We start from the raw sequence: 16,905 nt of genomic DNA on the forward strand, positions 1-16,905 counted from the left end.
GCCCATGGTACGCCGGTGCAACCGCACAAGCATCTGCTTCGGTCACACCAACGCATCATGGCCCAGATTCTTCCGATCGCGGCACCGCCGGACATCCTCGACGGATATTCCGCGACCGTCACGTCCGTCGTCGAGCGGGTTGCGCCCTCGGTGGCCGGCATCGACGTGCGCGTCGACGGCCGCCGTGCCGGGAGCGGTTCCGGTTTCGTCGCGACGCCCGACGGCTTCATCATCACCAACTCGCACGTCGTTCACGGCGCGCGCGAGATCGAGGTCGCGCTCCTCGACGGCCGCCGCTTCCGTGCGATGCCGATCGGCGATGATCCCGACAGCGACCTCGCCGTCGTCCGCATCGCCGCACCCGAATTGTTCCCCGCCGAGATCGGCGACTCCGCGAGCGTGCAGGTGGGCCAGCTCGCAATCGCGCTCGGGAATCCGTTCGGCCTGCAGTGCACGGTGACGGCCGGCGTCGTCTCGGCGCTCGGCCGCACGCTGCGCTCGCAGTCCGGCCATCTGATGGACAACATCATCCAGACTGACGCTGCGCTCAACCCGGGCAACAGCGGCGGCCCGCTCGTCGACGCGCGCGGCCGCGTCATCGGCGTCAACACCGCGATCGTCGCGGCCGGTCAGGGGATCTGCTTCGCGATCGCGGCGAACACGGCGACGCGCCTCGCGGGCCTGCTGATCCGCGACGGGAAGGTGACGCGCGGTTACATCGGCATCGCCGGAACCGATGTCGACGTGCCGCGCTACTTGCAGCGGATGCACGCGCTGGCGCAAACGCGCGGGATCCTCGTCCAAGGCGTCGAGCCGCACAGCCCGGCCTCGCGCGCGGGGATCGAAGAAGGCGACGTCGTGATCGGTCTCGGCGACGGGGTCGTCGACGGTGTCGACACGCTCCACAAGGTGCTCACCGACCGGCACGTCGACGCGCCCACGAAGGTCGTGCTCCTGCGGAGGAACGCGCTCGTCTCGCGCACGATCATCCCGGGAGAAGCACAGCCTCGCTCGAACTAAGACGAAAGGCGGCGACGCATGAGCGCCCGCGAGCACCTGCCGACCGCGACCGTGTCGCACGCCCGCGACGCCGATTGGGACGCGGGTTTGCGCGCGTTCTTCGCCTACCGCGATCTCGGCGTCGCCACGGCGACCGGAGGCTGCGTCGGCGCGCACGTAATCCGCGCGCGCGGCGCATCGGAGACACCCGGCGAGCGGCACCACCATACGCTCGACTTCCAGTTCGTCTACGTGCTGCGCGGCTGGGTCGATTTCGAGTACGACGGGACGGGACGCGTGCGGCTCGAGGCGGGATCGTCGGTCGTCCAGCCGCCGGGGATCGGGCACATCGAGCTCGCCCACAGCGACGACCTCGAAATGCTCGAGATCACCCTTCCGGCCGCGTTTGCGACGACGACCGCCACGTAAGGGATCGTCCGGTCATCGTAGACTTGCAATCAATGTCGCAGGGAGCGAGACGGGGTGGCGCCAACGGCGCGGAACCCCAAGCGGCGACGGACGCCGCGCGGGTTCTTGCACAGGAGGCCACCCTTGGTTCAGGCACGTCTTTTCGCTCTTGCCGCGGCCGCGGCATTGCTGTCCGCATGCGGCGGCGAGGCACCTCGACGTCGCTGCCGGACGCGCAGCGCGCGAGTTCGTCAGCTCAGCGCGGGTTGACGATCCTCTCGACGTTCACGGCCCGCGATGAAGAAAGCGGCGCCATCGTGCGCATCTTCCCGACGGCCGACGTCGTCGCGTCGCTCGGCGGGATCCGCACGATCCAGCGGCATTCGGGCGGCGGCAGCACCAACCTCATCTACCACGGCGGCCCCGTGCAGACGGCGCCGAAACTCTATGTCGTGTTCTGGGGCTCCGCGTGGAACCTCGGCGGCGATCCGGACGGCGTCGCGACGCAGTTAAAGTCGTTCTACGGTGCGATCGGCGGCAGCCGTTGGCTTAACAGCGTGACGCAGTACACGCAGTCCGACGGCTCGCACGTCGGCAACGGCGGCAGCATCTTCGGCGGTTCGTACTTCGACACGACGAGTTCACCGCCGAGTTCGCCGACGCAGTCGCAGATGGCCGCGGAAGCGGCGAAAGCCGCTGCGCATTACGGCGACTACTCCCCGAGCGCGAGCTACGTCGTCGCAATGCCGTCGGGGATCCGCCCGTCAGGCTTCGGCACGCAGTACTGCGCGTACCATTCGTCGACGTCTACCTCGAGCGGCACGATCGCGTGGACGAATCTGCCGTACATGCCCGATGCCGGCGCGTCGTGCGGCGCGAATTCGGTGAACAGCAACGGCACGCTCGACGGCGTCACGATCGTCGGCGGCCACGAACAGGGCGAGACCGAAACGGACCCGCAGCCCAACTCCGGCTGGCTCGACGGTTCGGGCGCCGAGAACGGCGACAAGTGCGCCTGGACGGGCCTCGAAAACAACCCCAACGCCGGCGGCTTTCCGACCCAGCCGCTGTGGAGCAACGCGACGTCGAGCTGCGTTCAGTCGTACTGACGCAGCGCGCTCCACCGCGCGGAAACGGAACGGGACGGTCGCACGACCGTCCCGTTCTTTTTTTGTCAACGTTCGTCGACTACGAGCTGATGACTCGCTGCGCGTGCAGTGCGCGTGATGCGTCCTCGTGCAGCGCTTCGAGGTGCGCCCGCGTGAGCAGATCGAGCCCGCGCGCGCCCAGCGCGGTCGCGGCGTCATGATCGAGCGCTGCGAGTTCGTGGCGTGCGAGCGCTTGCGCGTCGTACGGCGTCCCCTTCGGCGGGTCGACGGCGAGCGTCCGCAGCATCACGGCGTACCGCCGCTGCAAGTTGCGCCGCACCTCGCCGGCTTGCGCGACCTTGCCGTTCGCGATGTCGCCGTAGATCGACGACTGCGTCCACGCGAACAGATCGGAGATCGTCATCGTGCTCCCGGGCGCCGCCTTCGACGGCATGTCGTCGAGGCGTGCGAGGACGAGCGGCGAGTAGAGATAGCCGAGCGCGCGCTGCTGGAAGCGCGCCGCCATGTCGGCGACCGAGAGGTCGTGGCGCGGCGCGGGCGCGTAGCCGAAGTTGCTGAACGGCGCGTACTCGGTATAGACGAGCCGCCGCAGCGTGCGGGCGTCATAGTGCCAGGCGTCGTTCGCGAACAGATACCGATCGAGCTGCGCGAACGCGCGCTTCTCGTCTCCGTAGGCGACCGGCGTGAGCGGCGCCTCGGCATGCGGATCGCCGCGCCGCGAACGCGAGAGATATTCGCCGCCGATCCAGTGCGTTGCGTTGGTCGCGCAGCGCCCGTACTGTCCGACGAGCACCGCGAAGGCCTGGCGTTCTTCTTCATAAGGATGCTCGGTCTGCGGGAAGCGCGCGTCGAGCTTGCCGATGAGGTGCTGGGCGAGACCGAGCTGCGTTCCGCACCAGGACAGCGGGTCGTTGGTCAGCGTCCACTGGCTGACGCGCGGATCGACGGCGTGACCGTTCCACGCGACGTCTTCATCGCTGGCGAAGCGATATCGCGGATCGGTCCAGTTCGATGCCCAGCGCCGCAGGGTCGGCAGTTCGTCGTACGGTGACTTCGCGCCGGGGATCGCGGAATAGCCCCACTGGATCACGTGGTAGTCGTACGGGCCGAGCACCGACTGCTCGACGGTGCCGCTCGACATGCCGGCCGGCCAGACGTTGGCGGGGTTATACTCCATCACCGACGACGCAATCCCGTTGCGCGCGGTGAAGTCACGGCTGCGGATCTGCGCGGACGTGTACGCCATGTGCCCGATGAAGTTGTGACCGAGCCCGAAGTCGTGGCCCACTTCGTGGAGCACGATCTCGTTAAGGAACTCCTGCGCTGAACGCTTGGCGATCGTCGCCGGGTCGCCGCCCTGCGCGATCGCCTGCGCGACCGCCGCGTACATGAGCTGCGCGTGCGCGCCCGGTCCGTCGTTGTGCGCGAAATGGTTGTGCGCCGCGACGCGTTCCTCGCGATCGGGGTCTTCGGAGCCGTCGGCGTCGATCCCGAGCACGCGATATTCGAGCGCGCCGAAGCGCACGAGGTCGCTGTCGATCATCACGCCGCTGCGGAAGATCTGCCCGTCGCGCGGATCCCACGTGATCTGCGCCTCCGCGAAGCCGCCGCTGTTCGACTCGGTCAGCCAGCGGATCATGTTGTAGCGGATATCGTCGGGGTCGAAGTTCGGATCGTTCGGCTGGTCCTGCACCTGCACCGCGTCGGTGATGCCGATCTTCTCGAACGGCTTGTTCCAGGCGAGGATCGCGCGCCGGATCGGATCGCGAAACTCGAGCGGGATCGTGCTCGCGAGCGTGTAGACGATCGGGTGCTCCGCCCGCGAGACAGCCTTCGACGGATCGCTCTTCTTCATATTCCAGCGCAGCACGTAATGCACGCGGTTGTCCATCCGCTCGGTGTGATCGAACGAGATGTGCAGATCGTCCCAGTAGCCCACGCGGTCGTCGACCAGGCGCGGCATGTAGGCGCCCGCGTCGGGGAGTTCCGCGAAGTTGTACGCGACGCGCATCTGCACCGAACGCGGGTCGACGACGGTGTCGACGACCGTCGGCTTGAGCGAGACGAACGCCTGATCGGCTTCGATCACCACGTTCTTTGGAAACGCTTTCGAGAGCCCGAAGTACGAACGCGTCGGATCGAGGTGGTACGACCCGGCCGGGTTCGTCGGCGAGACCAGGACGTCGTTGAACGTCGTCGTCAGATCCATCACGTCGCCGAGCAGCGGTGAGAGATCGATCACCACCGCTTTGTCGCTGTCGCGCTGGGCGACGATCCCGGCGACGCCCAGCACGGAGTCGGCAGTCGACAGGCGCACCGCGTCGGCGAGCGGCGTGTTGGGATCGGCGAGGAACCGTGTGTGCGGCCACAGCATGATCACGCTCTTGCCGCTGCGCACGAAGCGGACGACGCGCGCTTCCTGCTGGAACACGTCGCCCGAGAGGATGCCGTAGCCGCCCAGACCGTTCTTCGGCACCGCCGTCTGCAGATAGTCTTTGTCGAACTGATCGGCTTTGATCAGCATCGACACTTTGCCGTCCTTGCGGATCAATTGGAAAAGTCCGTCCTGCACGACGGCGTCCTTCACGTACGTGTCGTACGCGACAGGTTCGCCGGGCGCGGGCGCTTTGGCGGCGGCCGCCGCCGGGGAACTCGACGGCGACGCGGCGGGCTTCGCTTGTGCGAGCGCAGTCCCGGTCAGCGCGGCAAACGAAAGGGCGAAGACGGCAAACGGCCGGAGCGTCACGGGCGAACCTCCCAGAGAATGCGGACCGTCCTCTTCGCCCGGCGCCGAGCGGCGCCTTGTCCCGGCCGGATTATCCGGCGGACCTGGGTCGGTTCGCCGGCGCGGACGGCTTCTGCATGATGCCGGCGACACGCCGCGTCAGCCAGCGGGGGCTGATCCGCGCGGACTGCGCGAGCAGCGTGTTCGCGATCCCGTCGACGATGACCACGCGCCCGCGGTCCAGGGCGCGCAGCGCGGTGCGCACGACCTGTTCGGGCGAGCGCGCGCGGCCGAGGCGCGCGTCGTCGATCCCGGTGAAGAACGGCGTCTCGGTCTGCCCAGGGCACAGCGCCAGCACGCGCACGCCGCTTCCGCGCACCTCTTCCGCGAGCGCCTCCGAAAACGAGAGCAGAAACGCTTTGGTCGCGCCGTAGGTCGCCATGTACGGGACCGGCTGGAACGCGGCGTTGGACGCGACGTTGACGATCGCGCCCGCGCGGCGCGCGAGCATCGCCGGCAGCAAGGCGCGCGTGAGCTGCTGCGGCGCGAGGACGTTGACCATGACCTCGTCGCGTTCGCGCTCGGGCGCAAGCGTCACGAGTTCGCCGTACGTCGCGAAGCCGGCGTTGTTGACGAGCGTCCCGATCTCGATCCCGCGCGCGGCCAGTTCGTCGAGGATCGCGTGCGGTGCCGCCTGATCGGCGAGATCGGCCGGGATGACGTCGACCGTGACCCCATGTGCCGCGCGGAGCTCGGTCGCGAGCGCCTCGAGGGCAGGAACCGTGCGCGCGACCAGGACCAGATCGAGCCCGCGGGCGGCGAGCGCCCGTGCGAACGCGGCGCCGATCCCGGACGAGGCACCGGTGACGAGGGCGCGCCGGGCGCCGGAGGCTGCAGCGGTCATGCGATCATCTTACTGAACATTGTTTATTTTTGTCAACTATGTTCATAAATCGGTTGACTTTCAGTCGAGGCGGGCGTAGGATCGCGCCATGGGCATCGCCGAGCGGAAGGAGCGGCAACGGGCGGAGCTGCGCGAGCAGATCCTCGCCGCGGCGCGCAAGATCGTGCTCGACGAGGGCTACGAACAGCTGACGATGCGCAAGATCGCCGACGCGATCGAGTACTCGCCGGCCGCCATCTACCTGTACTTCGAGAATCGCGAGGCGATCGGCCGCCAATTGTGCGCGGAGTCGTTCGAGCATCTGATCGCGTACATGGCGCCGGTCTCGGCGATCGCCGATCCGTTCGAACGCCTGCTTTCGATGGGACGCTGCTACGCGCGCTTCGGCCTCGAGAACCCGCGCGAGTACCGGCTCCTGTTCATGACCGACGCGGCGTACATGCAGGCGCTCTTCCCACCGGACCATCAGAAGGACGACCACCCCGGCGAGCGCGCCTTTCAGTTCGTCGTCGATATCGTCACGTCGGCTCGGGACGCCGGCGCGATCGAGGCCGCCGATCCGATCGCCGTCGCGGAGATGCTGTGGACCGCCGTGCACGGCATCGTCTCGCTCGCGCTTACCTGCTCCGAGGCGATCGAAACCCCGCTCGAGACGCTCGTGGAGACGATGTGCGCGACGATCGGCCGCGGCCTCGCCACCCCGGCCGCCCGCGCCGCACACGTCGTCCCCGCCCGCTAGATCTCTTTTTTCTTCCCTACTGCTGAACGCCGTTCACCCACGGAGGCACGTTCGATGTCGCGTACGACCCCACTCGCTCTCGCCGCGGCAGGCGCGCTCGTCCTCGGAGGATGCGCCGCCCGCGCCGCGAGCGTCAGCGAGCAGCCTCCGACGCCGGTGACCCTGGCGACGGCAGCGGCGCCCCCCGCGCAATCTGCCTACGACGGCCCGGGCACCGTCGTCCCCCGGCACGTCTATAAGATCGCGTTCGAGGTCCCCGGCCGCATCGCGACCGTGAACGCCGACGTCGGCGACCGCGTCGCCGCGGGAACGGTGCTCGCCGCGCTCGACGGCGGCGATTACGCGGCGCAGGCGCGCGGCGCCGACGCGCAGGCGGCCCAGGCCGCCGCGACCGCTGCGAAGGCGCGCAACGGCGCGCGCACGCAGGAGCGGCAGGCCGCCGCCGACGCGGTCGCCGCAGCGCTGGCGCAGCGCGATCGCGCGCTCGCGGCGCAGCGGCTCGCGCTCGCGAACAAGGCGCGCTACGACGCGCTGTTCGCCGGCGGCGACGTCGCGGCGCAGCAGCACGATCAGACCCTCGCCGCCGCGCGCGACGCCGACGCCGCGGTGAACGCCGCGAACGCGCAGTACGAACAGGCGCGCGCCCAGCAGTCGCTGGTGCGCAGCGGGACGCGCGACGAAGATCTGCGCGCCGCTGCAGCGGTGGCCGAGGCCGCGCGCGCGAGCGCCGACCTCGCCGGCGTGACGCTCGCGAAGACGCGCATCGTCGCGCCGGCCGACGCGTACGTCGAATCGCGAGCCATCGAACCGGGCAGCACCGCCCAGCCGGGTGCGACCGCGTTCGTTCTCGACGACGCGCGCGAGCCCGACATCGTCGTCGCCGTCCCCGAAGCGCGCATGGCGGGGATCGCGGCGGGAACGCCGGCGACGATCCGCGCGAACGGGGCAATCGCGCGCGGGCGCGTCGAGCGCGTCGAACCCGACGCCGATCCGGCGAGCCGGACCGCGCAGGTCCGCATCCGCACGAGCGGACTGCGCCTGCGCGACGGCGCGATCGTCGACGTCGCCCTCGGCAGCGAACGCACCGGAGGGACCGCTGCAGTGCCGCTCGGTGCGGTGGTCACCGACGCCGGCGGCGGAAGCCACGTGCTGCTGTATGATGCACGGACCAAGACGGCGGCGCTGCGCGCGGTGCGCGTCGTCGGCGGCGACGGCGAACGCGCGATCGTGCGCGGCGTCGCTCCGGGAACGCGCGTCGTACGCGGCGGCGCCGCGCTCGTCAAACCCGGCGCGCAGCTCGCGGTGGTGCCGGAATGAGCGGCCTGCCGGCGTTCGCACTGCGGCGCAAAAGCCTCGTCCTCGCGGGCCTCCTGCTCGCGATCTTCTGGTCGCTTTACGCCGGCGCAACGATGCAGCGGCGCGAGGATCCGGGAACGACCCAACGGCAGACCGCGATCGTCACCGTCTTCCCCGGCGCGACGACGCACGACGTCGAGCAGCTCGTCACCAAGAAAATCGCCGACGCGATGCGCGGCGTGACGCACGTGCTGCACGTCGAAGGGACGTCGCGGCCGGGAATCTCCGAAGTCGACGTCGTTTTCGACGACGTCATCAACGAAGCCGGACCGACGCTGCGCGACGTGCGCGACCGTCTCGGCGACGTCTCGCCGCAGCTGCCGCCCGGCGTCCAGCCGTCGATCGTCGACGACGTGTGGAAGACCTATCCGGTCGTCCTCGGCGTTCGCCAGGACGGCGCGACGCCGCGCGAGCTGCGCGACGCGGCGAAACGCCTTGCCGATCGCATCTCGCGCCAGCGCGACGTCGGCTTCGTCAAACTCGTCGGCGAACAGGTGCAGCAGGTCAACGTCGATCTCGACGTCGCCGGCCTGCAGCATTACGCGATCGGCGCCGCCGACGTGGTCAACGCGCTCGCCGCGCGCAACGGGTTCGTCCCCGCCGGTTTAGTCGCGGTCGACGGACGGCTCGCGCAGGTCGACCCCTCCGACGCGCTGCGCGGCGTCGCCGACGTCGCGGCGACCAGCGTCGCGCCGGTGGGCGGACGCGCGGTGCGCGTGGGCGACCTCGCGCAGGTCGGCGCCGCCTATCCCGATCCGCCGAGCGAACTGGTGCGAGTCGACGGCGAGCCCGGCATCGCGATCGCGGTGCAGGCGAAGGAGACGTCGTCGCTCACCGATCTGGGGCCCGAGGTGAAGGACGCGATCGCGGCGGAGCGGTCGCGCTGGCCGGCCGGGACGCACGTCGCGTTCATCGCCGATCAGCCGCGCTCCGTCGACGACCGCATCGCCGACTTCGGGCTCAACCTGCTGCTCGCGGTGGCGATCGTGACCGGTCTGGTCTCGCTGTTCATGGGACTGCGCAACGGGATCCTCGTCGGTATCACGGTCGTGCTCACGATCGCGCTCACGTTCGGCGCGATCAAACTGCTCTCGGTCGACATCAATCAGATCTCGGTCCTCGCGCTGATCATCTCGCTCGGCATCATCGTCGACGCGGGGATCGTCGCGATCGACAACATCGAACACCACCTGCGTCTGGGCGAAGACCGTGCGACCGCGTCGGCGCGCGGCGTCGCGACACTGTGGATGCCGCTGCTCACCTCGACGCTCGTCGCGATGTCGTCGTTCCTGCCGTTCCGCTTGATGGGCGGCGGGATCGGCGACTTCGTCCGCGATCTCGCGGTGGTGACCTGCGTCTCGCTCGCGATGTCGCTGGTGGTCGCGTACTTCGTCACGCCGATCCTCGGCGAGTGGTTCGCGGTGCCTTCGTCGCAGATCGGGCAGACGTCGATCTTCGACCGCTTCCTCGACGCCGTGCGCGCGCGCTACGTCCCGCTCGCGACGGCCTCGCTGCACCGCCCGTGGATCACCGTCGGCGCGGCGACCGGCGCGGTGGTGCTCGCGGTGCTGTGGCTCCCGCACCTGGGCGTGCAGTTCTTCCCCTCAGCTGACCGCGCGCAGTTCTTCATCGAAGTGAATGCGCCCGACGGGACCGATATCCGCTCGACCGCGCGGATCGCCGCAAACGTCGAGCGCGCGGTGCGCGCGCAGCCCGGCGTCACCGTCGTCGGCTCGTTCGTCGGCGCCGGCGCGCCGCGCTTCTATTACAACGTGCTGCAGCAGCAGCCCAAACCGTCGTACGCGCAGATCCTCGTCGACACGAGCGACATCGCAAGCGCGAACCGTCTCGTCGCGACGCTCGCACCGCACTTGCGTGCAGAAGTCCCCGGCGCGCGCATCGACGTGAAGAAACTCGAACAGGGTCCGCCGGTCGGTGCGCCGATTCAACTGCGTCTGCAAGGCGACGATCCGGATGCGCTCGCGCGCTCGGCGGCGATCCTGCGCAGTACGCTCGCCGCGGTGCCGGGGACCGTCGCGGTGCGCGACTCGCTCGGTCAGCCGACGACGACGCTCGCCGCGCGCATCGACCCGCAGCGCGTCGCCGAAACCGGCCTTAACGCTGCCGACGTGCAGCGGACCGTCGCGCTGGCGTTCGGCGGCACGACCGCCACGGCGATTCGCGAAGCCGACCGTCAAACGCCGGTCGTCGTGCGGCTTCCGCCCGCGCGGCGCGGCAACGCGTCGGCGTTCGGAAGCCTCGCGGTGCACGGCGTCCCGCTCGCCGAGGTCGCGACGCTGGCACCCGCGACGCAGACCAGCGTCGCGACCTACCGCGACGGTTCCCCGACGGTGACGGTGCTGGCCGACGTGGAGGGCCGCCTGGCGAGCGACGTGCTGGCGCAGTTCCGGCGCGCGGCGAACGGGATCCGCCTGCCCGACGGCGTGCGGCTCACGGTTGCGGGCGAGGACGAGCAGACGGCGACCTCGTTCCGAAACCTGCTCGTCGCCGTCATCGTAGGACTGTTGATCAACCAGATGATCCTGCTGTGGGAGTTCCGCACGCTGCGGCTCTCGCTGGTCGTGCTCTCCGCCGTCCCGCTCGGGCTCGCGGGCGCGATCGCGGGGCTCGCGCTGACGGGTCAGCACTTCGGGTTCGTCGCATCGCTCGGCATCGCGAGCCTGGGCGGGATCGTCACCAATCACGCCATCGTGCTGTTCGAATACGCAAAGAGGGAAATGGAGGCCGGCGAACCCATGGAGCGCGCCTTGATCCTGGCCGGAACCACCCGGCTGCGGCCGATCATGCTGACCGTCCTCGCGTCGATCGCGGGGCTGCTCCCGCTCGCGTTCTCGGCGCAAACGCTGTGGCGGCCGTTCTGCTGGGCCGTGATCTTCGGCCTGGGCGGGTCGATGCTGATGACCCTCGTCGCGATCCCCGCGATCTACCGGATCGTCGCCGGCCGCGGCTTTGCACCGGGCGCGCAGCGTCAGCCCTCCCGCGAACTGGCGGGTGCGGTGTCGTGACCGACGAGAGCCTCTTCTACCGCCGGTTCATCGAAGACGTGCGCCGCTGCGCGGCGGGGCGCGCGCCGGCGTCGGTGGCCGAGATCGACCTCCGCGTCCAAGCCGCGCTCGCCGCGCCGCCGCAGCAGCGCGAGAGCCGCTGGGCGCGCGTCGTCGCGGCCGTCGGGGATCTCCTGACCGCCTTCAACGGCCGCAGCGCGGCGGCGGGACGGCTGCGCGAGTTTCTGCGCGAGAACGCCGACCTCGAACGCCCGCGCGACGTCGCAATCACCGACTTCCGGTTCGTCCAGCGGGTGGACGGCGTTCTGCGGCTGCGCGACGGCCGCCGCGTCCTGATGTCCGCGCGCATCCCGCGGGCCGCGGACGCGTCGCTCGACGAAGTCGTCGCGGCGCCGGCGCGGCGCGCAGCGGAGTGGACGGTCTACGGGCTGTGCGGCGGCGCCGCTGCCGCCGCGCTGTGGTTCGCGTTCGTCGTGCCCGTGTGACGGCGCGGACGGCATGAACCGCGCGACGCTGCTGCGGCTGCTGCCGATCCTCGGCATCACGTTCATCGACATCTTCGGCTTCAGCATGCTGTTGCCGCTGCTGCCGTTTTTCGTCAAGCATTTCGGCGCCGCCGACGTCGTCGTCGGCTGGGTTGCGGCGACGTACTCGATCTGTCAGCTGATCGCAGGCCCGCTGTGGGGAAATCTCAGCGACCGCATCGGGCGCAAAGCCGTGCTGATCGTCTCGCAGGTCGGCGCGACGATCGGCTGGGCGCTGCTGGGATTCGCGCCAACGATCGCGTGGGTCTTCGCGTCGCGCGCAATCGAAGGGCTCAGCGGCGGCAACCTCGGCGTCACCCAAGCGTACATCGGCGACTTGGTCGAGCCCGCGCAGCGCGGCCGCGCGTTCGCGCTCCTCGGCGCGGCGTTCAGCGCAGGGTTCGTCTTCGGACCCGCGCTCGCCGGCTGGCTCGCGAGCGCGTACGGGTTCTCGACGCCGTTCTTCGTCGCCGCCGGACTGCAGGCGCTTACGCTCGTGCTGACGATCGTGCTGCTTCCAGACTCGCGCGCCGGCGCGACCGAAGAGGCGAAGAACGTCGCGACCCCGCGCGACATTGTCGTCGCACTCGCCGACCGGCGCGTCGCGCCGGTGCTCTGGCTGCGGCTGGTGTTCGTGCTCGGCATGTACGGATGGTTCGGAGCGATGGCGCTCGTGCTGAACCGTCAATTGGGCTGGGGTGTGAGCGATACGAGCTTCGTCTTCGCGATCTTCGGCGTGTTCCAAGTCGTGCTGCAATTGACAGCGACCGGGAAGACGGTCGACGGAATGGGCAACCGCGCAGCGACGAATTTGGCGATCGCGATCCTGGCCGGCGCGTTCGCGCTGATATCGTTCGCGACGTCGCTCCCGCTCGCGATCGTCTTCATGATCCTCTTCGGCGTCGGCATGAGCTTGGCGAACTCCGCGTTCCCCGCGCTCGCCTCGGGGGTGGCGCCCGAAGACCGGCGCGGCACGGTGCTCGGCGTTTTCTCGGGGCTCGACAGCCTGGCGGGTTTTCTGATGCCGCCGCTCGTCACCGGCGTGCTGGGCGCGTACGGGGTGCGTCCGGCGGTGGCGATCGTCTTTGGCCTGCTCGTCACGGCGCTCGCGATCGGGCTCGCGCAGTCGCGCACCGTCACGCCGCGGCTCGTGCGCGTCGCCGAATCCGCGGCGCCGAAGTAACCCGGTCCGTCGCCGCGCTTGGAGTTTGCGCCGACGCGTCCGCACGGGCCATATCACGACGTACTCAGCGGCGGAAACGGCACGTACGCCGCTGCGCCCGGCTCCGACTACACCACCGGCCTGGGCAGCGTCGACGTCGACGCACTGAACGCGATCGTCGGACACGAACTTCCGCCCCTCCGGCGACTGCAGAGAGGGCGCCTCGCACGAGGCGCCCTCTTCTGCGTCGTCAGAGACCGAGGTCGCTCAGCCCGGGATGATCGTCGGGACGGCGCGCCCCCTCCCAACGGAAGAGCCGCGCGCTCTCCGCGATCGGCACGTCGTTGATGCTCGCCTCGCGGCGCCGCATCAAGCCGTCGGGCGCGAACTCCCACTGCTCGTTGCCGTGGCTGCGGAACCACGCGCCGGCCTCGTCGTGCCATTCGTACGCGAAGCGCACGGCGATGCGGTTGCCGTGAAACGCCCAGACCTCTTTGATCAGCCGGTAGTCGCGCTCGCGCGACCACTTGCGCTCGAGAAACGCCGCAATCGCGTCGCGGCCGGAGAAGAACTCCGAGCGGTTGCGCCAGCGGCTGCCCTCGGAATACGCGCCGGCGACGCGTTGCGGATCGCGGGAGTTCCACGCGTCTTCGGCGAGCCGCGCTTTCGTCGTCGCGGTCTCGGCGGTGAACGGCGGAAGCGGGGGGCGTTCGGTCATGCGGAGTTCGACGACGTCGCGGTGGCCGCTCTCACGCGCGGGACAATTCGGCGGCATGGACGACCGGGAAATCAATCTCGGTGCCGGCGACGACGTTGAGGTAGTTGGTGAAGACGTTGAGCGCGACGTTGCCGACGATCTCGACGAGCTCGGCGTTGCTGATGCCGGCTGCCCGAGCCTGCACGACGGCCTCGGCGCCGACGTGTCCGCGTTCGCGCACGATCGCAACCGCGAGCCGGACGATTGCGTCGATCTTCGGCTCGGCGGCGTCACCCGAGCGCGCCCGGCGAACGTCGTCGTCGTTCAGGCCGGCCTGTTTGCCGAGGTACGTGTGCGCCGAGAGACAGTAGTCGCAGCCGTTCGTCTGGGCGACGGCAAGCGCGATCTGTTCGCGAACGCGCGCGTTCAGCCGGCCCTTTGCGAGGGAGCCGCTGAGCTGAACGAGACCGTTGAGCGCGGCCGCCGAATTCGCGGCGACGCGGAACATGTTGGGCGTGACGCCGAGCTGTGCGTTGACGGCGGCGAGGATCCGTTTCGCGTCGTCCGGCGCGGTTGCGGGATCGACGGCGTTGAGACTGGACATGGGTGTGTGCTCCTGGAACGATCGGCGGTAGGGTTTGTTATTTAACCGAACGTTCGGTACAATACGGCACGAAGCCGCCGCTGTCAAGCCCCTTTCCGGAAACGACGGTCCGGACGCCGAAGGGCGAACCCGATGCCTGCTGCCCTGGTCCCGCGTGACGAAGTCGTCGCGCGCCTTCAGAACGTGTTTCGCGAACGCGGATACGACGGCGCGTCGCTGAGCGAACTCTCGCGCGCGACGGGGCTGGGGAAGAGCAGCCTCTACCACTACTTTCCCGGCGGTAAAGACGACATGGCGATCGCCGTCCTCGAACGCGTCGACGCCTGGATGCGCGACCGCGCCTTGCTCCCGCTGCGTGGGGAAGGGCCGCCGCCCAAGCGGCTGCGCGCGATGCTGCGCGCGCTCGACACCTTCTACGGCGGCGGCCGCGACGCGTGCCTGCTCGGCACGCTTGTCCTCGGCGGCGGCCGCACGCGATTTCAGCAGTATCTCAAGGACGCGTTCAGCGGCTGGGTCGGCGCACTGCGCGATCTGGCAGTCGAGGCCGGCGTCCCGGCGCGCATCGCGCGCGACCGCGCCGAAGACGTCGTCGTCCGCATCGAGGGCGCGCTGATCCTCGCCGGTGCGCTCGACGATCCGGCGCCGTTTCGGCGCGCGCTGCGCGCGGCGGAACGCGATCTGCTCGAGGGCGCGGCGTGACGGACGGCGGGGCGCCGCTCGCCGGCGTGCGCGTCGTCGATCTGACGACCGTGGTTGCAGGACCGTGGGCGACGCATCTGCTCGCCGGATACGGCGCCGACGTGATCAAAATCGAGCCGCCGGAAGGCGACATCATGCGCTACGCCCCGCCCGGACGTCATCCGACGATGGGGCCGGAGTTTTTGCACATGAACGCCGGGAAGCGCAGCGTCGCACTCGACTTGAAAACCGGTGCGGGACGCGAAGAGGCGCTCGCGCTGATCGCAGGCGCCGACGTCTTCCTCACCAACGTGCGGCCGGCGGCGATGGAGCGCCTCGGCCTCGCGTATGCGGACGCAAAGCGCGCGAATCCCGAGATCGTCTACGTCGGAATCGTCGGGTTCGACCAGCGCGGGCCGTACGCGGCCCGCCCGGCCTACGACGACCTCATCCAGGGCGGCTGCGGCCTGGCGTCGCTCTTCGCGCACACGGGCGGCGAACCGCGCTACATCCCGAGTCTGATCGCCGACCGCATCACCGGGATCACGGCCGCGAACGCGGTGCTGGCGGCGCTCTTCGCGCGCGAGCGCGGCAACGGCGGTGCGTCGATCGAGATCCCGATGTTCGAGACGATGGCGGAACTCGTGCTGGCCGATCATCTCGGCGGCCACACGTACGTTCCGCCCGCCGGCGACTACGGCTACCAGCGCATTCTTACGCCGCACCGCCGCCCGTACCGCACGAGCGACGGATACGTCTGCGTCCTGCTCTACACGCCGGCGCAGTGGCAGCGCTTCTTCACCGCCGCGGGCCGCGCCGAGCAGTACGCCGCCGAACCGCGGCTGAGCGACGATGCGATGCGGCGCGAACACTACGATTACGCGTACGCGGTGGTCGCCGATATCGTCGCGATGCGGACGTCGGCGGAATGGCTCGTGCTGCTCGAATCGATCGATGTGCCGTTCATGCCGCTGCACGACGTCGCGAGCTTGCTCGACGATCCGCAGATCGCCGCGACCGGATTCGTCGAAGAGCGCGACCATCCGACCGAAGGCCGGATCCGCACCCTGCGCACGCCGATTCGCTGGGACGCGCTCGACGACGTCGACCTGCGCCCCGCCCCAAACCTCGGCGAACACAACCGCACGCAGCGCTGAGCGCTACATGCCGGTGTCGATGGTGACGCCGCCGTCGATGACGATGGTTTGGCCGGTGACGAACGCTCCGGCGCGGGCGGCGAGGTAGATCGCGGCGCCGGCGATGTCGTCGGGATCGGCGAGGCGGCGCAGCGCGGTGCGGCGGATCGTCGGTTCGGCGATCTCCGGATTGTCCCAAAGCGCGCGCGCGAAGTCGGTCTTCACGATCCCCGGCGCGATGCAGTTGACGCGGATCCCGTGCGGGCCCCATTCCACCGCGAGGCTTCGCGCGAGTCCGATCAACGCGGTCTTGGAGACGGCGTACGCGCCGATGACGTTGGTGCCGCTGAGCCCGGCGATGCTCGAGAGGAAGAGCGCCGCACCGCCGCCGCGCTCGGCCATGCGCGGAAACGCCAGGTTCGCGAGCCACAGCGTGCTGCGCACGTTGCTGTTCATGATGCGGTCCCACGCGTCGTCGGTGATCCCCGCGAGCGGTCCGTAGTACGGGTTCACGGCGGCGTTCGCCACGAGGATGTCGATGCCGCCGAAGTGCGCGACGGTCTGCGCGACCAGCGCTTCGAGCTGGACGCGCTTGCCGACGTGCGCCGCGATCGCGACCGCGTCGCCGCCGGCGCCGCGCAGTTCCTGCGCGACCGTTTCGCACGAGGCGGCGTCGCGGCTCGAGATCACAACGCGGGCGCCGCGCTGCGCGTACCGAGTCGCGATCGCACGACCGATCCCGCGTGACGAGCCGGTGACGATGGCGACCTTGCCGGCCAGATCGAAGAGATCGTCGCTCATCCCGCGCACTTCCGCCGCCCCACGCGGAAGCCTCTCG

Annotated in this window: 15 protein-coding genes; 10 read left to right on the plus strand and 5 right to left on the minus strand. The window is 69.8% G+C overall.

The window, feature by feature from the left end; genetic code table 11:
* The first annotated feature begins 57 nt into the window (after positions 1-57).
* From WPS_RS16865 to WPS_RS16875, 3 genes are all read left to right on the plus strand, one after another.
* Positions 58-1,020 carry a S1C family serine protease gene (locus tag WPS_RS16865; RefSeq protein WP_317995619.1) on the plus strand — a complete coding sequence of 321 codons (963 nt, stop codon included), beginning with the start codon at positions 58-60 and terminating at the stop codon, positions 1,018-1,020.
* Positions 1,021-1,038: 18 nt separating this feature from the next.
* Positions 1,039-1,428 carry a cupin domain-containing protein gene (locus WPS_RS16870; protein WP_317995620.1) on the plus strand — a complete coding sequence of 130 codons (390 nt, stop codon included), beginning with the start codon at positions 1,039-1,041 and terminating at the stop codon, positions 1,426-1,428.
* 176 nt (positions 1,429-1,604) lie between these two features.
* Positions 1,605-2,516 carry a hypothetical protein gene (locus WPS_RS16875; RefSeq protein ID WP_317995621.1) on the plus strand — a complete coding sequence of 304 codons (912 nt, stop codon included), beginning with the start codon at positions 1,605-1,607 and terminating at the stop codon, positions 2,514-2,516.
* Positions 2,517-2,595: 79 nt separating this feature from the next.
* On the opposite strand, the gene WPS_RS16880 is transcribed toward WPS_RS16875, so the two are convergent.
* Both WPS_RS16880 and WPS_RS16885 read right to left on the minus strand, forming a co-directional pair.
* Positions 2,596-5,262, minus strand: coding sequence for a zinc-dependent metalloprotease (locus WPS_RS16880; protein WP_317995622.1), 2,667 nt, complete (start codon positions 5,260-5,262; stop codon positions 2,596-2,598).
* A gap of 70 nt (positions 5,263-5,332) precedes the next feature.
* Positions 5,333-6,145: an SDR family NAD(P)-dependent oxidoreductase gene (locus WPS_RS16885; RefSeq protein WP_317995623.1), complete on the minus strand. Its 813-nt coding sequence runs from the start codon at positions 6,143-6,145 to the stop codon at positions 5,333-5,335.
* Positions 6,146-6,233: 88 nt separating this feature from the next.
* Here WPS_RS16885 and WPS_RS16890 point away from each other — a divergent pair, with 88 nt between their 5' ends.
* The 5 genes from WPS_RS16890 to WPS_RS16910 are packed head-to-tail and all read left to right on the plus strand — an operon-like array spanning position 6,234 to position 12,973.
* Positions 6,234-6,884: a TetR/AcrR family transcriptional regulator gene (locus tag WPS_RS16890; RefSeq protein WP_317995624.1), complete on the plus strand. Its 651-nt coding sequence runs from the start codon at positions 6,234-6,236 to the stop codon at positions 6,882-6,884.
* 54 nt (positions 6,885-6,938) lie between these two features.
* Positions 6,939-8,201: an efflux RND transporter periplasmic adaptor subunit gene (locus tag WPS_RS16895; RefSeq protein WP_317995625.1), complete on the plus strand. Its 1,263-nt coding sequence runs from the start codon at positions 6,939-6,941 to the stop codon at positions 8,199-8,201.
* Positions 8,198-11,266 carry an efflux RND transporter permease subunit gene (locus tag WPS_RS16900; protein ID WP_317995626.1) on the plus strand — a complete coding sequence of 1,023 codons (3,069 nt, stop codon included), beginning with the start codon at positions 8,198-8,200 and terminating at the stop codon, positions 11,264-11,266. The genes WPS_RS16895 and WPS_RS16900 overlap by 4 nt, the downstream gene beginning before the upstream one ends.
* On the plus strand, positions 11,263-11,751 hold the full coding sequence (locus tag WPS_RS16905; RefSeq protein ID WP_317995627.1) for a hypothetical protein: 489 nt from the start codon (positions 11,263-11,265) through the stop codon (positions 11,749-11,751). Before WPS_RS16900 ends, WPS_RS16905 begins: the two co-directional genes overlap by 4 nt.
* A 13-nt stretch (positions 11,752-11,764) precedes the next feature.
* On the plus strand, positions 11,765-12,973 hold the full coding sequence (locus WPS_RS16910; protein WP_317995628.1) for an MFS transporter: 1,209 nt from the start codon (positions 11,765-11,767) through the stop codon (positions 12,971-12,973).
* Between the two features lie 229 nt (positions 12,974-13,202).
* On the opposite strand, the gene WPS_RS16915 is transcribed toward WPS_RS16910, so the two are convergent.
* Both WPS_RS16915 and WPS_RS16920 read right to left on the minus strand, forming a co-directional pair.
* The gene (locus WPS_RS16915) at positions 13,203-13,670 is read right to left on the minus strand and encodes a nuclear transport factor 2 family protein (protein WP_317995629.1); all 468 of its coding nucleotides are present in this window, start codon (positions 13,668-13,670) and stop codon (positions 13,203-13,205) included.
* Positions 13,671-13,701: 31 nt separating this feature from the next.
* Positions 13,702-14,253: a carboxymuconolactone decarboxylase family protein gene (locus tag WPS_RS16920; RefSeq protein WP_317995630.1), complete on the minus strand. Its 552-nt coding sequence runs from the start codon at positions 14,251-14,253 to the stop codon at positions 13,702-13,704.
* Between the two features lie 132 nt (positions 14,254-14,385).
* Here WPS_RS16920 and WPS_RS16925 point away from each other — a divergent pair, with 132 nt between their 5' ends.
* Positions 14,386-14,952 carry a TetR/AcrR family transcriptional regulator gene (locus WPS_RS16925; protein ID WP_317995631.1) on the plus strand — a complete coding sequence of 189 codons (567 nt, stop codon included), beginning with the start codon at positions 14,386-14,388 and terminating at the stop codon, positions 14,950-14,952.
* Positions 14,949-16,088, plus strand: a complete 1,140-nt coding sequence (locus WPS_RS16930) for a CaiB/BaiF CoA transferase family protein (RefSeq protein WP_317995632.1) — start codon at positions 14,949-14,951, stop codon at positions 16,086-16,088. Before WPS_RS16925 ends, WPS_RS16930 begins: the two co-directional genes overlap by 4 nt.
* Positions 16,089-16,091: 3 nt before the next feature.
* On the opposite strand, the gene WPS_RS16935 is transcribed toward WPS_RS16930, so the two are convergent.
* Positions 16,092-16,868 (minus strand): SDR family NAD(P)-dependent oxidoreductase, encoded by a 777-nt coding sequence (locus WPS_RS16935; RefSeq protein WP_317995633.1) that lies wholly within the window; start codon positions 16,866-16,868, stop codon positions 16,092-16,094.
* Positions 16,869-16,905: the final 37 nt, after the last annotated feature.

The organism is Vulcanimicrobium alpinum, from assembly GCF_027923555.1.
Taxonomy (GTDB): Bacteria; Vulcanimicrobiota; Vulcanimicrobiia; order Vulcanimicrobiales; family Vulcanimicrobiaceae; genus Vulcanimicrobium; species Vulcanimicrobium alpinum.